The sequence below is a fragment of the Vibrio sp. RM-41-2B genome (assembly GCF_024744415.1).
Taxonomy (GTDB): Bacteria; Pseudomonadota; Gammaproteobacteria; order Enterobacterales; family Vibrionaceae; genus Vibrio; species Vibrio diabolicus.
In genome coordinates, this window is sequence record NZ_JAMQWD010000017.1 from 16,159 (window position 1) to 30,116 (window position 13,958).

13 protein-coding genes are annotated in these 13,958 nt (G+C 47.4%); 10 read left to right on the plus strand and 3 right to left on the minus strand.

Features of this window, described 5'->3' with window-relative positions:
* Positions 1 to 17 precede the first annotated feature (17 nt).
* Positions 18 to 824, minus strand: a complete 807-nt coding sequence (locus NB463_RS12645) for a sporulation protein (protein WP_005394045.1) — start codon at positions 822 to 824, stop codon at positions 18 to 20.
* Positions 825 to 1,120: 296 nt separating this feature from the next.
* Here NB463_RS12645 and NB463_RS12650 point away from each other — a divergent pair, with 296 nt between their 5' ends.
* The 5 genes from NB463_RS12650 to NB463_RS12670 all read left to right on the plus strand — a co-directional run bounded on the left by NB463_RS12650 (position 1,121) and on the right by NB463_RS12670 (position 5,133).
* Positions 1,121 to 1,288, plus strand: coding sequence for a hypothetical protein (locus tag NB463_RS12650; RefSeq protein WP_005379043.1), 168 nt, complete (start codon positions 1,121 to 1,123; stop codon positions 1,286 to 1,288).
* A 166-nt stretch (positions 1,289 to 1,454) separates the two neighbouring features.
* Positions 1,455 to 1,721 (plus strand): YihD family protein, encoded by a 267-nt coding sequence (locus NB463_RS12655; RefSeq protein WP_048625604.1) that lies wholly within the window; start codon positions 1,455 to 1,457, stop codon positions 1,719 to 1,721.
* Between the two features lie 313 nt (positions 1,722 to 2,034).
* Positions 2,035 to 3,456 (plus strand): cytochrome c oxidase accessory protein CcoG, encoded by a 1,422-nt coding sequence (gene ccoG, locus NB463_RS12660; RefSeq protein WP_258431328.1) that lies wholly within the window; start codon positions 2,035 to 2,037, stop codon positions 3,454 to 3,456.
* 53 nt (positions 3,457 to 3,509) lie between these two features.
* Positions 3,510 to 4,496 carry a serine/threonine protein kinase gene (locus NB463_RS12665; protein ID WP_258431341.1) on the plus strand — a complete coding sequence of 329 codons (987 nt, stop codon included), beginning with the start codon at positions 3,510 to 3,512 and terminating at the stop codon, positions 4,494 to 4,496.
* A 34-nt stretch (positions 4,497 to 4,530) separates the two neighbouring features.
* Positions 4,531 to 5,133: a thiol:disulfide interchange protein DsbA/DsbL gene (locus NB463_RS12670; RefSeq protein WP_005379036.1), complete on the plus strand. Its 603-nt coding sequence runs from the start codon at positions 4,531 to 4,533 to the stop codon at positions 5,131 to 5,133.
* 45 nt (positions 5,134 to 5,178) lie between these two features.
* Here NB463_RS12670 and NB463_RS12675 read toward each other — a convergent pair whose 3' ends face one another.
* Complete coding sequence (locus NB463_RS12675; RefSeq protein ID WP_046874593.1) at positions 5,179 to 6,057, minus strand: acyltransferase; 879 nt, start codon at positions 6,055 to 6,057, stop codon at positions 5,179 to 5,181.
* 149 nt (positions 6,058 to 6,206) lie between these two features.
* Between NB463_RS12675 and NB463_RS12680 the strand changes: the two genes are divergently transcribed.
* A complete protein-coding gene (locus tag NB463_RS12680; protein WP_258431329.1) occupies positions 6,207 to 7,163 on the plus strand; it encodes a DUF2860 domain-containing protein in 957 nt (318 codons plus the stop codon).
* Between the two features lie 57 nt (positions 7,164 to 7,220).
* Here the strand turns inward: NB463_RS12680 and NB463_RS12685 are convergent, their stop codons facing one another.
* A complete protein-coding gene (locus tag NB463_RS12685; protein ID WP_006742918.1) occupies positions 7,221 to 8,744 on the minus strand; it encodes a YifB family Mg chelatase-like AAA ATPase in 1,524 nt (507 codons plus the stop codon).
* Between the two features lie 464 nt (positions 8,745 to 9,208).
* On the opposite strand from NB463_RS12685, the gene ilvG reads away from it, so the two are divergent.
* From ilvG to ilvD, 4 genes are read left to right on the plus strand one after another with little or no spacing between them, the layout of a single operon-like run.
* Entirely contained in the window at positions 9,209 to 10,855 is a 1,647-nt protein-coding gene (gene ilvG, locus NB463_RS12690; protein ID WP_005394061.1) for an acetolactate synthase 2 catalytic subunit, read from the plus strand.
* A gap of 11 nt (positions 10,856 to 10,866) precedes the next feature.
* Positions 10,867 to 11,151, plus strand: coding sequence for an acetolactate synthase 2 small subunit (ilvM, locus tag NB463_RS12695; RefSeq protein ID WP_005378958.1), 285 nt, complete (start codon positions 10,867 to 10,869; stop codon positions 11,149 to 11,151).
* 12 nt (positions 11,152 to 11,163) lie between these two features.
* Positions 11,164 to 12,102, plus strand: a complete 939-nt coding sequence (gene ilvE / locus NB463_RS12700) for a branched-chain-amino-acid transaminase (protein WP_005378953.1) — start codon at positions 11,164 to 11,166, stop codon at positions 12,100 to 12,102.
* 14 nt (positions 12,103 to 12,116) lie between these two features.
* A complete protein-coding gene (gene ilvD, locus NB463_RS12705; protein WP_176319953.1) occupies positions 12,117 to 13,958 on the plus strand; it encodes a dihydroxy-acid dehydratase in 1,842 nt (613 codons plus the stop codon).

Here is a 13,958-nt window from a genome sequence, read left to right on the forward strand (position 1 = left end):
ACACGTGTAAGCTTAAATTAAGACTCATGAACGGCCGTGGTTTGATCGAGATAATTAAGTACAAGTTCGCCCACTTGATCAAGTTTAGTCGTGGCTGGAATGGTCAACTCTCGTTTGAGTTTTCCGCTACCCAGTAAGCTTGCGAGCATGCCACCCTCGCCCTTGCGTGTGCGGTCAACTTCAAACCATAATTTGAGTTCTTGCTCGCTACGATGAGCGACAAATTCTAACTCACGCCACACGCCATGGTATGGCCCGTCAGTCGGCACCATCTCAAATTCTTGCACAAATGGCAGGTCGAACCCTTTCACTTCCTCACACTCCACTTGGCGAATACGCAAACCTTGCGCTTCAAATGCGGATAACACCGCATCCATTAGTGGATCAGGTCGAACGGTGAGGATGTCTTTATCGGTCGGGTCTAAAGCAGCAGCAACGTCCAAGCCGGTTTCGAGCCACACTTTGGCGTCACCAATGGTGACAGGCGTATTCCAAGGCACATCGAGCTGAACATCGAAGGTACGCTCTTCGCCGGAATGGATGGTAAACGCATAAGGGAGGCTCCACTTAGCAAGCACATGAGTCTGAGGTACTCGGCGCATGCTGTGTCCTTCTCGCGCACCACGATCATCAGGAGCTTCCGCGATATAGCGGCAACACAGTTTTAAATCGATGTTGTCGATCGCTTGTTCAGTAGCACCACCATAAACATGGATAGACACATCCACACTTTGACCAGGATATAGCACGTCTTGATTTAGGATTGAGTCAACCTTAGCGCTCCCAATCCCAAAGCTGGCAAGTGTCTTCTTCAAAAATGACATAGGCACCTCCTTCGTCGAGATCTCATACTACTACTGCTGATCGAGGGATCAAACAAAAATTGCCTCGATCATCGCGACAAAATGACAAAATCTAAACAATTCAATTGCTCAACTATCGACCAATTATTACAAGGATGCTAATCTTATACGTGATATGCATGCATATCGGTATTCCTGATTCATTAACTGGATTGGCGAGAGCCAGAAGAGTGATTCTTCAATCTTGTTGGAGCCTAGCTCATAATGATTCAGGCCATTACATCGGCAATGGATATGCCTGACAGTTAGGTAAATTAATGCGCCCAACAACAGTCAGGTTCGCACACACTAATACTAGTGCAATGCGCCGCCGCAGTGGCTTTACTACTGCACCAAAGGCAAAGCAAGTTGCGCCAGCAATGACATTGGTTGAGAAGACAGCAATGATGTCGAGTGTTCCGGCCAAAGTTATCAAAGCAGCTTAATCAAAAGCGCGGCGCCAGCTGCGCTTTTTTCTTTGCACGCGACTCAAACCACCTCAACGACTTAGAGCAAAACACAGTGAAATAGATAGTTTTTCCTATTTGGTCTTCGCAAAGCAATTTGGTACCTTTACAGCTAATTACACCTATAAATTCTGTGGAGAAAGAAATGAAGTGTCATCGCATTGAAGAGCTGCTTGAGCTACTAGAGCCTGAATGGCATAAAGACCAAGAAATGAACCTACTGCAGTTCATCGTGAAGCTAGCGAAAGAAGCAGGCTACGAAGGTAAGCTAGAAGATCTGACCGACGACGTGCTGATCTACCACCTTAAAATGCGTAACAGCAGCAAAGACGAAATGATCCCAGGTCTTAAGAAAGACCAAGAAGATGATTTTAAAACTGCGATTCTGCGCGCTCGTGGCATCATCAAATAACCGGCTCAACAACCCAGTATTCTTTAAGCGACTCCCTCAAATGAGTCGCTTTTTTATAACTAAAATTTTTAGTCCCACAGTTGGTTATAACTGTTCAGCCAATTATCAGGTTAACTGTACTGACTTTTGTTGTTAAACGTTGACTGCGTTAAAGAAAAGGAATTGTTATTGATTGTATAATCGCCGTTCATCAGTATTTACTAAAATAATTATGTCCGGTCATGATTTATGATAAGGACGAAGTAGCAATGTCATCGAGCGACATCAATAGAAATGACGCCATACATTATAAAAGCCTAAGAAGGATGAGTGCATGAGTCAGGATAAGATCGATATCAAAGATGTGACTCCTAAAACCTACAACCCTAAGACTCATAAAGGGAATGGGGATCGGTTCAACCCAAGTAATCGCATCTATGTACGCGAAAGCAAAGGGACTTACCAGAAACTGCGTCGTTACGGTGGTTGGTTCTTACTGCTTCTCTTCGCTTTGATACCGTGGATTCCTTACGGTGAACGTCAAGCGATCTTGCTCGATATTGGCAACCAGCAGTTCAACTTTTTCGGTACCACGTTGTATCCGCAAGATCTTACCCTACTCGCCTTGCTATTTGTGATCGCAGCGTTTGGGTTGTTCTTTATTACCACCTTCTTAGGTCGAGTTTGGTGTGGCTATCTCTGCCCACAAACCGTCTGGACCTTCATGTATATCTGGTTTGAAGAGAAACTGGAAGGTAGTGCCAATAAGCGTCGTAAGCAGGACTCCAATAAGCTGACGGCGAATTTAGCGATGCGTAAAACCGTCAAACATATAGCTTGGTTTGCCATTGCGCTCGCCACTGGTTTTACTTTTGTTGGCTACTTCGTTCCAATGAAGCAATTGGTTATCGACTTTTTCACTTTTAACGCCAACTTCTGGCCCGTCTTTTGGGTAATGTTCTTTGCCATTTGTACTTATGGTAATGCTGGTTGGATGCGTTCCATCATGTGTATTCACATGTGTCCTTACGCGCGCTTCCAGTCTGCCATGTTCGATAAAGACACCTTTATCGTTGGCTATGATGCAAAACGTGGTGAAAAACGTGGTCCACGTCCACGCAAAGCCGATCCAAAGCAACTTGGTTTGGGGGATTGTATTGATTGTGATTTGTGTGTGCAGGTGTGCCCAACAGGTATCGATATTCGTGACGGCTTACAATATGAATGTATTAACTGTGGCGCCTGTATTGATGCGTGTGACAACACCATGGATCGCATGGGCTACGAGAAAGGCCTAATTAGTTACACCACCGAGCACCGCTTATCGGGTAAGAGTACCAAAGTCATGCGTCCGAAGCTGCTGGGCTATGGAGCTGTGCTACTGGTCATGATTGGTCTGTTCTTTGCCCAAATTGCAGCGGTAGACCCAGCCGGCATGAGTGTTATTCGTGACCGTAACCAACTGTTCCGCGTAAATAGCTCGGGAGAAGTAGAAAACACCTACACCCTCAAGGTGATCAACAAAACTCAGCAAGTGCAAGAGTACTCGTTGGATGTTGAAGGGCTATCCGATGTAAGCTGGTATGGTAAGCAGACAATTCAGGTACAGCCAGGTGAGGTATTGAACTTACCAATGAGTCTTGGTGCGGATCCTGACAAGCTAAACTCTGCGATTACGACAATTCAGTTTATACTCACCGATAAGAGCAACGAATTCACCACTGAAGTAGAAAGCCGCTTTATAAAAAAACTATAGCGCTACTTCAGTGACTAACGGAAAAAGGCTCAGTAATGAGCCTTTTTGTTTATATGTCCCAAAGCATGTTTAACTTTGACGCCCTTACCCCAGACTTCATGTGGTACGCGTTAGAAAGCATCGGCGTTCGCGCAGAATCAGGCTTTCTTCCCCTCAATAGCTACGAAAACCGTGTTTATCAATTCACTGACGAAGAGCGTCGTCGTTATGTCGTCAAGTTCTACCGCCCTGAACGTTGGAGCAACGAACAGATCCAAGAGGAGCACGACTTCACTTTAGAACTAATTGGTAACGAAATCCCCGTCGCACCACCTGTGCGCATCAACGGTGAAACCCTGCATCACTATCAAGGCTATGCCTTTGCGCTGTTTGATAGCGTGGGTGGTCGCCAATACGAGGTTGACAATTTAGATCAGCTCGAAGGTGTAGGGCGTTTCCTTGGTCGCATCCACAAAGTGGGTAGCCGCCAAGCCTTCCAACATCGCCCAACGATTGGCTTGCAAGAATACCTGTATCAACCAAGAAAGATTCTGCAAAACGCCAACATGATTCCAATGCACTTGGAGAACAGCTTCTTCAATGACTTGGATATGCTGATCAAATCGATTGAAAGCCACTGGCAAGAAGGCTTCAATACCATTCGGCTGCATGGCGATTGCCACCCAGGCAACATTTTGTGGCGAGATGGCCCTATGTTTGTTGATTTGGATGACGCTCGTAACGGCCCTGCTGTGCAGGACTTATGGATGCTGCTTAATGGGGAGCGCCAAGACAAACTGATGCAGCTGGATATTGTTTTAGAAGCTTATCAAGAGTTTTGCGACTTTAACCCCGCAGAATTGAAACTAATTGAGCCACTTCGCGGTCTACGAATGGTGCACTATATGGCATGGCTAGCAAAACGTTGGCATGACCCAGCGTTTCCTCTCGCTTTTCCATGGTTTAATGAGCCAAAATACTGGGAAGGTCAGGTCCTTGCATTTAAAGAGCAGATCGCCGCTTTAGAAGAAGCACCGCTGTCTTTAATGCCTCAATGGTAAGTCAGGCCACAAATTCAAAAATGGAGATATTTCGATGAAAAAACTGTTCGCACTGTTTTCTATGCTGATGCTAAGCCTGTCGGCACATGCAGCGCAATTCAAAGAAGGTGAACATTACAAAGTATTGGATCTTGAGGCATCAAAAAAACCTCTTGTGACGGAGTTTTTCTCTTTCTACTGCCCGCACTGTAATAGCTTTGAACCTGTTATCCAGCAACTGAAAAAGCAGTTGCCAGAAGGCACTAAACTACTAAAAAACCACGTTTCTTTCATGGGTGGCAACATGGGCCCATCAATGAGCAAAGCCTACGCGACCATGGTTGCACTAAAAGTGGAAGACAAAATGGTGCCAGTGATGTTTAACCGCATCCACAATCTAAAGAAGGCGCCACGTAACGATGAAGAGCTTCGCCAAATCTTCCTTGATGAAGGTGTAGACGCGAAGAAATTCGACTCTGCATTCAAAGGCTTTGCGGTTGATTCCATGGTTCGCCGTATGGACAAGCAATTTGAAAACAGCGGTCTAACCGGCGTTCCTGCGGTTATCGTTAACAACAAATACCTAGTTCAAGCACAAAGCATCAAGACGATGGATGAGTACTTCTCTCTGGTGAACTACTTGCTGACACTAAAATAAGCGCATCGATATCAATCAAAAGGGGAGCTCATCGCTCCCCTTTGTTTATTTGTAAATCTCTTGTAGCAACCGATCTTTTTCTTGCCACACATCACCCAACCATTGCTGAAATTGTCGCTTATAGGGCTTATCGTTAAAGTAATCACCAAGCACTCGTTCATCGACGGGCAACACATTCACACGCACAACAACCTTGCCCATTCGGCCCATTAATAAATCCTTGAATGGCTTATTTGTATTTTCTGGGTACGCAAGCGTCACATCGATAATGTTCTCGAACTGCTCCCCCATTGCCGCTAACGTGTATGCGATCCCGCCCGATTTTGGTTGCAGCAAATATTGGTAGCTCGTCTTACTCTTACGCTGTTTTTCTTCGGTAAATCGAGTGCCTTCGACATAATTAACCACTGTGGTTGGTGCATGTTTGAACTTGGCGCACGAGCGACGTGTCGTCTCTAAATCTTGACCTCGTTTGTGCGGGTTGCGGATCAGATACTCTCGCGAATAACGACGCATAAATGGCATGTCGAGCGCCCAACACGCCATCCCAATGAAAGGCACATACAACAGTTGTTGTTTGAGGAAAAACTTCGGCATAGGTATGCGGTCTTTAAACACGCAGCAAAGCACCACAATATCGGTCCAACTGAGATGATTACTGATCAGCAGATACCACCCGTCTTTTTTCAGCGCCTCACCGCCCTGAACATCCCAGTCAACACGGTTAGAAACAGCCAGAATGCCCGCATTAACGGTAGCCCATAACCACATCACCTTGTTGGCACAAGCGGTCGCTTTCGCTTTTAGCTCCACGCTTGGAAGCAATACTTTAAACACAGCGATAATACAAATTGCGAGTGAACACAGCGCAGAATTGAGAATCACAAAAGAAGCGTTAAAAAAAAATAACAAATATGCCAACATGATAGTCAAACAACAGTGATAATGTGTGAAGAATAAAACAGCGTGTAATTATACTGCGCCTTTGCCACACTGGAATATGCGTGGGAATGGTCAGATTTGTTACCTCAACCAATATTTGCACCACTCATTCGACAATAAGGAGATAACGAATGAAACCAAGGCTAATTCTCTTGCCTTTGGCCTTTGTCGTCAGTTCTGCTCAGGCTCAACTCGCTGAAACCGCAGGTTTTGGCGGTGAAATTTCGCTGAATGCCGGATTTGTATCATCAGAATCCAACTTCAATACGGAAAATAGTAACACCATCGATTCTCTCGATAAGCGCGCCGATAGTGACAGTTCCGTTATCGCTGCGCCGCTAGGAAGCATTACTTACACTTTTGGTAACCGACTCAATCACCAAGTGTACGCGGGTACCACACGTTCCGATGTCGCGGTTGGTACACTCGCTTTTCAGCTGGGCTATCAACACGAGTTGCCATCCGGCACCGTGCTCGATATTTCCTATCTACCGACCGTGCTCAAAAGCGAAACTTGGCGTAACCCATATCAAGTCGGAATCGCCCGTCAAGAAACGGATGTGGACGGCAATGCCTATCGCTTTCAAATCAAGGGATTGATTGATAAAAACTTCAACCTTGATCTCGCTTATGCTGATAAAGACATTGAGCAAGAAGAAGTAACGGACCGTTCACTCGCTCGCGATGCGAGCCTTTACTACGTTAAAGGTGACTATCGGATTTCACTTAATCAAACATCCATGTTGCAACCGGCGTTTACCTACATTAATCAAGATGCCGACGGTAAGGCGGAATCATTTAATTCGTACGGGTTTGACATCAGTTGGTTTAAATTTATCAACCGCCATCGGTTGGCCCTCACCGCAGGTTATGCATGGAAAGACTATCAAGCCGCTAGCCAAACTTTTGCTAAAACACGAAATGACGACACCGTCAGCCTATTTGCAGCCTATGAATATCAAAACGTATTTGACTGGCAAAACTGGTCGTTTATCTCTTTAGCTGGCTACAGCCAAACGGAATCCAATATCACGTTCTATGATGAGAAAGAGTACCTGTTGTCTCTTGGTCTCAACTACACCTTCTAACGTCCTTCATCGCAACAAGACACTTACAACACTTGTTGCGGTGATATTTGCACGTCTCTATACCGCTTGCGCCGTGAGTTGTTTCAGTAAGCGATCCATCGCTCGATACCCAAGCGCCTCGGCTAAGTGCGCTCGTTCAATCTGCTCCGCCCCATCAAGATCTGCTATCGTTCGTGCTACTTTGATAATGCGATGATACGCGCGAATCGAAAGCCCCAAACGATGCAAAGCGGTTTCAAGAAACTCCGCATCACTTTTGTGTAAGGGGCAAAACGCCTCGATTTCTCGACTGCCTAACAAAGCATTTACCTTACCGCTGCGGTTCAACATATTGGTACGCGCATGATTCACACGTTCTTTAACGATAGCGGTCGGCTCGCCGCGATCACCACCTTCTGCTAATGTCCCTTTGGGCAGAGCAGGGATTTCTAAAGACATATCAAAGCGATCTAACAATGGTCCAGATAATCGACCAAGGTAGCGCAAAATAGCTTGTGGATTGGTGCGAGCTTGATTGCCTTCATAATATCCTGTCGGACTTGGGTTCAATGCTCCAACTAATTGGAAGCGAGCCGGAAAGCGTGTTTTACCTTGCGCTCGAGAGATAATGATCTCGCCAGATTCGAGCGGTTCGCGTAACGAGTCTAGAACTTTACGATCAAATTCGGGCATTTCATCGAGAAACAACAAGCCGTTGTGGGCTAAAGAGATCTCCCCGGGTCTGGGTACCGAGCCACCGCCAACTAATGCAGCCATTGAACTTGAATGATGCGGAGAGCGAAACGGACGCGACTTCCAATTGTGCTCATTAATTTCACTCTGCGTCAGCGACGCCACCGAAGCGGTTTCCATTGCTTCTTCGTCACTCATCTCCGGTAGTAAGTCACACAAACGCGAAGCCAACATGGTTTTCCCGGTACCTGGCGGGCCAAGGAAAAGTAAGTTGTGGTTTCCTGCAGCAGCAATCTCCAGTGCGCGCTTACCTTGTTGTTGGCCAATAATATCTTGTAAGTCTCGACCATGTTTTTCGACTATTTTGCGCTTAGGCGTTTGAAAAAGATTCAGCCGATGTTGGCCACAAAGCTCGGCACATACTTCCAGTAGAGATTGAGCCGATTTATGTTGTTCCTTCCCCACTAGCGCCGCTTGATCGCCATTCACATGTGGGACCACTAAATGACGCTGAATTTTACTGGCTTCCAACGCAGCAGGCAGCACACCTTTTACAGGTCTCAGACCACCAGATAGCGCTAACTCACCCACAAATTCGTAGTTTTTGAGCTTATCTGTCGCGATTTGCTCCGAAGCGGCCAAAATTCCCAATGCAATAGGAAGATCAAAACGCCCTCCCTCCTTGGGTAGATCTGCCGGAGCCAAGTTCACGGTGATCCGCTTAGCTGGAAACTGAAAATTAGAATTAATGATCGCGCTACGAACGCGATCTTTGGACTCTTTTACCGTCGTCTCTGGCAAGCCTACTAAGGTAAACCCTGGCATGCCATTGCTGATATGAACTTCTACACTAACCGATGGCGCTTGCACCCCGACGCTTGCTCGACTATGAATGATTGCCAGCCCCATACGTTCCTCAATTTATTGAACACTCTGTAAACAAATGTTTTATCTAGTTGGTTATGTTATATACCGCGTCTCAATTGAGAGTTAATGTGAAAAAAGAATGACTTTTTGCTTGTCATGCAGCGGAATTGTGTGATACCACTAATGACGCAAACAATTTCGTAGAACATTACACAACATTTTTTAACGAAAAAAGAACGACAGACAGATGAACCTTTTCGCTCATATCAACGCACTGCTAGCCCTGATTATCGTGGTCATTATTGGCACCGCGCGGGGTATTGTGGGCGAAAGGTAACCACAAATTACAAAAAACCCCCGCACTGAAAAGTCCGGGGGTTTTTTTACAACTACAAGTTGTCATCTGTCTAACCCTCGGACAGTTTAACGGGAAGAATGGGAGTGCACATGAAGTGCAATAAATATGGCAATCGCTACGAGCCACAACGTAGCAAAGGAGGTTTACGATGACTGGTGCACAACTTGTCGTAGCCGCTTTAAGACAGCAAGGCATCGAAACCGTTTTTGGCTACCCTGGCGGGGCCATCATGCCAATCTACGATGCTTTGTATGACGGAGGGGTGGAGCACATCCTATGCCGTCATGAGCAAGGGGCTGCCATGGCCGCCATCGGTATGGCTCGTTCCACTCAAGACGTTGCCGTGTGCATGGCAACTTCCGGCCCAGGGGCCACTAACCTTGTTACCGGCCTTGCCGACGCTTTCCTTGACTCCGTACCTCTAGTTGCCATCACAGGCCAGGTTGCTAGCTCTCATATCGGTACCGATGCATTCCAAGAAATGGATGTGATCGGAATGTCCCTAGCCTGTACTAAGCACAGCTATCTCGTGACCGAAATTGAAGACCTAGCGCCAACGCTAGCCGAAGCGTTTGAAGTGGCCAAAACGGGTCGTCCGGGTCCAGTCATTGTCGATATCGCCAAAGACGTTCAACTGGCTCAAACCCCAACAGATCTACTGCCTCCATATGTTGCGCCTGCAATCGAAGATGTCAGCGCTGAAGATATCAAACGTGCGCAAGATGTACTGGCAGCCTCAACTCGCCCAGTGTTGTATGTTGGTGGTGGCGTGCAACTCGCGAAAGCAACCGATGCAGTACGCGAATTCCTTCGCTTAAACCCAATGCCAGCAGTTAGTACACTAAAAGGCCTCGGTACCATTGAACGCCATGACCCTCACTATCTTGGTATGTTGGGCATGCACGGCACCAAAGCCGCTAACCTAGTGGTTCAAGAAGCCGATCTATTGATTGTGGTTGGCGCGCGTTTTGATGACCGTGTGACGGGTAAGCTCGACACGTTTGCACCAAATGCGAAAGTGATTCACATCGACATTGATGCTGCGGAGATTCATAAACTGCGCCACGCCAACGCACCATTACGTGGCGACATCAACACCATTCTTCCTCAGCTAGAGCTGACTCAAGATATCTCACCGTGGGTTCATCACAGTGAAAGTCTGCGCAGCGGCTTTAAGTGGCGTTACGACCACCCGGGCGAGTTAATCTACGCACCGCTATTGCTTAAACAACTGTCAGACATGATGCCAGACAGCTCAATTGTCTCGACTGATGTCGGTCAGCACCAGATGTGGGCAGCGCAACATATCCAGCCACGCGAACCACAAAATTTCATCACTTCTGCTGGCCTTGGCACCATGGGCTTTGGCTTGCCAGCAGCGATGGGGGCAGCAGTCGCACGTCCTGATGATCAGTCTATCCTTATTACAGGTGACGGTTCATTTATGATGAACGTGCAGGAATTGGGCACGCTGAAGCGTCGTCAGATTCCAGTGAAGATTGTCCTTCTTAATAACCAACGTCTTGGCATGGTTCGCCAATGGCAATCGCTGTTTTTCGACGGTCGCCACAGTGAAACCATTCTTGATGACAACCCAGATTTCGTGATGCTAGCCAAAGCGTTCGATATCCCGGGCAAGACCATCACCAAGAAAGAAGAAGTGGAGCCAGCGCTGAAAGAGATGCTAGCGAGTGAAACTTCTTACATGCTTCACGTTTTGATTGATGAAGAAGAAAACGTGTGGCCATTGGTGCCACCTGGCGCATCAAACAGTGATATGTTGGAAAATACATAGGAGACAATCGCATGGACAGATATTTACTCGACATCAAAGCCGATGACAAACCGGTACTGTTGGAGCGCGTTCTACGTGTGATTCGTCACCGAGGCTTCGTGATCAAACAAGTCGCTGCTACGCAAAACCATGAAAGTAAAGTAGCCAGCGTCGAGATCATTGTCGACAGCGATCGACCAATCTCGTTTTTGATCAATCAAATAGAGAAGTTGTGGGACGTTCGTAAGGTTGAGGTGCTAAAAATCCGCAACGATGAACTGCCAAATCACAACTTACAACAACACGTAAGTGCATAAGGAAGGCAACAAATGGCAACGAAAACTGCAGATTTCATTTGGTTTAATGGTGAGATGGTTCCATGGGCAGAGGCGAACGTTCACGTTCTAACTCACGCAATGCATTATGGTACATCCGTGTTTGAAGGCGTGCGCTGTTATAACACACCAAAAGGCCCAATTGTCTTCCGTCACCGTGAGCATGCACAACGTTTAAAAGATTCCGCCAAGATTTACCGTTTCCCGATCCCTTTTTCTGTAGAAGAAATCATGGAAGCGACCCGCGAAACACTGCGCCAAAACAAACTCGATAGCGCTTACATTCGTCCATTAGGTTTTGTCGGTAATGTTGGTTTGGGCGTGTGCCCACCAGTTGGCACTGAAATGGATCTAATCATTGCGGCATTTCCTTGGGGCTCTTACTTAGGCGAAGAAGCGCTAGAGAAAGGCGTGGATGCGATGATTTCAAGCTGGAACCGCGCGGCACCAAACACCATCCCGACAGCAGCCAAGGCCGGCGGTAACTACCTATCTTCACTACTGGTTGGTGGTGAAGCCCGTCGTCACGGATACGACGAAGGTATCGCACTGAGCGTTGATGGTTACCTATCTGAAGGGGCTGGCGAAAACATCTTCGTTATCAAAGATGGCGTGATCACCACACCACCAGCAACCAGCGCGATTCTGCCAGGCATCACTCGTGATTCGATCATGACGATTGCACGCGATAAAGGCTACGAAGTACGTGAAGCCAATATTGCACGTGAAGCGCTTTACCTTGCCGATGAAGTCTTCATGACAGGTACGGCAGCTGAAATTGTGCCAGTGGCAACCATCGACAAAATTGAAGTGGGCACAGGTAAACGCGGCCCAATCACTAAAGAACTACAAGCAGCCTACTTTGGCCTATTTGACGGCACCACGGAAGATAAGTGGGGCTGGTTAGACTATGTGTACCCAGAACAGAAGTAAGAAGGATTTAAGAAATGCCAAAATATAGATCAGCAACCACAACACATGGTCGTAACATGGCGGGTGCACGAGCACTATGGCGTGCAACGGGTGTGAAAGAAGAAGACTTCGGTAAACCAATCATTGCCGTCGTAAACTCGTTTACTCAATTTGTTCCGGGTCACGTACACCTAAAAGACATGGGTCAGCTTGTAGCGCGTGAAATCGAAAAAGCCGGCGGCATCGCAAAAGAATTCAACACCATCGCGGTTGATGATGGTATCGCAATGGGTCACGGCGGCATGCTGTACTCACTGCCTTCACGCGAACTAATCGCAGACTCAGTAGAATACATGGTCAACGCGCACTGTGCCGATGCCATGGTATGTATCTCTAACTGTGACAAAATCACTCCGGGAATGTTGATGGCATCTATGCGTCTCAACATCCCGGTTATCTTTGTCTCTGGTGGTCCAATGGAAGCGGGTAAAACCAAGCTTTCTGATCAGATCATCAAACTAGACCTTGTTGATGCGATGATCCAAGGCGCGGATCCAAAAGTGTCTGATGAGCAAAGTGAGCAGATCGAACGTAGCGCATGTCCAACGTGTGGATCGTGTTCAGGCATGTTCACCGCAAACTCGATGAACTGTCTAACAGAAGCCCTGGGGCTTTCTCAGCCGGGCAACGGTTCTATGCTGGCGACGCACGCAGACCGTGAACAGCTGTTCCTTAATGCAGGTCGTCGCATCGTTGAACTGACTCGTCGTTACTACGAGCAAGATGACGAATCAGCACTGCCTCGCAACATCGCTACGTTTGATGCCTTCGAAAATGCAATGGCACTGGATATCGCCATGGGTGGCTCAACCAACACCATTCTGCACCTACTGGCCGCGGCGCAAGAAGGTGAAGTGGATTTCGATATGGAAGATATCGATCGCCTATCACGTCAAGTACCACACCTATGTAAAGTGGCACCATCTACCCAGAAATATCACATGGAAGACGTACACCGCGCAGGTGGCGTAATGGCGATTCTTGGTGAATTGGATCGTGCTGGTCTACTGCACAATGATGCTCGCACCGTACTGGGTCTTTCAATGAAAGAGCAGTTGGCAAAATACGACATCATCCAAACGGAAGACGAAGAGGTACTTAAGTTCTACCGCGCAGGCCCAGCGGGTATTCGTACCACCCAAGCGTTTTCGCAAGATTGTCGTTGGGATCGCCTTGATGACGACCGTGCAGAAGGTTGTATTCGCGCGAAAGACAACGCCTTCAGCCAAGAAGGTGGCCTAGCCGTTCTATCAGGCAACATCGCATTGGATGGCTGTATCGTTAAGACAGCCGGTGTTGATGAGAGCATTCTTAAGTTCACTGGTCCAGCTGTGGTATTTGAGAGCCAAGAAGATGCGGTGGAAGGCATCTTGGGTGGCAAAGTCAAAGCAGGTGACGTGGTTGTTATCCGTTACGAAGGCCCTAAAGGTGGTCCGGGCATGCAAGAAATGCTTTACCCAACCACTTATCTAAAATCGATGGGCTTAGGTAAAGAGTGTGCGTTATTAACAGATGGCCGCTTCTCTGGAGGTACATCAGGACTCTCTATCGGCCATGCTTCTCCTGAAGCCGCTAACGGCGGTGCTATTGGACTGGTGAAACCGGGCGATATGATCGCGATTGATATTCCGAACCGTTCAATTTCACTCGAAGTGTCTGAACAAGAACTTGCAGAGCGCCGTGCAAAACAAGACGAACTTGGCTGGAAACCTGTTGATCGTCAAAGAGAAGTTTCCTTTGCACTTAAAGCGTACGCGAGCATGGCCACCAGTGCTGACAAGGGTGCAGTACGAGACAAGTCGAAGCTAGAGGGCTAG

Excerpts from the sequence above, each read along its gene's own strand:
- NB463_RS12655 (WP_048625604.1), top strand. The coding sequence starts at position 1,455 with ATGAAGTGTCATCGCATTGAAGAGCTGCTTGAGCTACTAGAGCCTGAA.
- NB463_RS12670 (WP_005379036.1), top strand. The coding sequence starts at position 4,531 with ATGAAAAAACTGTTCGCACTGTTTTCTATGCTGATGCTAAGCCTGTCG.
- ccoG (WP_258431328.1), top strand. The coding sequence starts at position 2,035 with ATGAGTCAGGATAAGATCGATATCAAAGATGTGACTCCTAAAACCTAC.
- ilvD (WP_176319953.1), top strand. The coding sequence starts at position 12,117 with ATGCCAAAATATAGATCAGCAACCACAACACATGGTCGTAACATGGCG.
- NB463_RS12680 (WP_258431329.1), top strand. The coding sequence starts at position 6,207 with ATGAAACCAAGGCTAATTCTCTTGCCTTTGGCCTTTGTCGTCAGTTCT.
- NB463_RS12650 (WP_005379043.1), top strand. The coding sequence starts at position 1,121 with ATGCGCCCAACAACAGTCAGGTTCGCACACACTAATACTAGTGCAATG.
- ilvE (WP_005378953.1), top strand. The coding sequence starts at position 11,164 with ATGGCAACGAAAACTGCAGATTTCATTTGGTTTAATGGTGAGATGGTT.
- NB463_RS12665 (WP_258431341.1), top strand. The coding sequence starts at position 3,510 with ATGTCCCAAAGCATGTTTAACTTTGACGCCCTTACCCCAGACTTCATG.
- ilvM (WP_005378958.1), top strand. The coding sequence starts at position 10,867 with ATGGACAGATATTTACTCGACATCAAAGCCGATGACAAACCGGTACTG.
- ilvG (WP_005394061.1), top strand. The coding sequence starts at position 9,209 with ATGACTGGTGCACAACTTGTCGTAGCCGCTTTAAGACAGCAAGGCATC.
- NB463_RS12685 (WP_006742918.1), bottom strand. The coding sequence starts at position 8,744 with ATGGGGCTGGCAATCATTCATAGTCGAGCAAGCGTCGGGGTGCAAGCG.
- NB463_RS12645 (WP_005394045.1), bottom strand. The coding sequence starts at position 824 with ATGTCATTTTTGAAGAAGACACTTGCCAGCTTTGGGATTGGGAGCGCT.
- NB463_RS12675 (WP_046874593.1), bottom strand. The coding sequence starts at position 6,057 with ATGTTGGCATATTTGTTATTTTTTTTTAACGCTTCTTTTGTGATTCTC.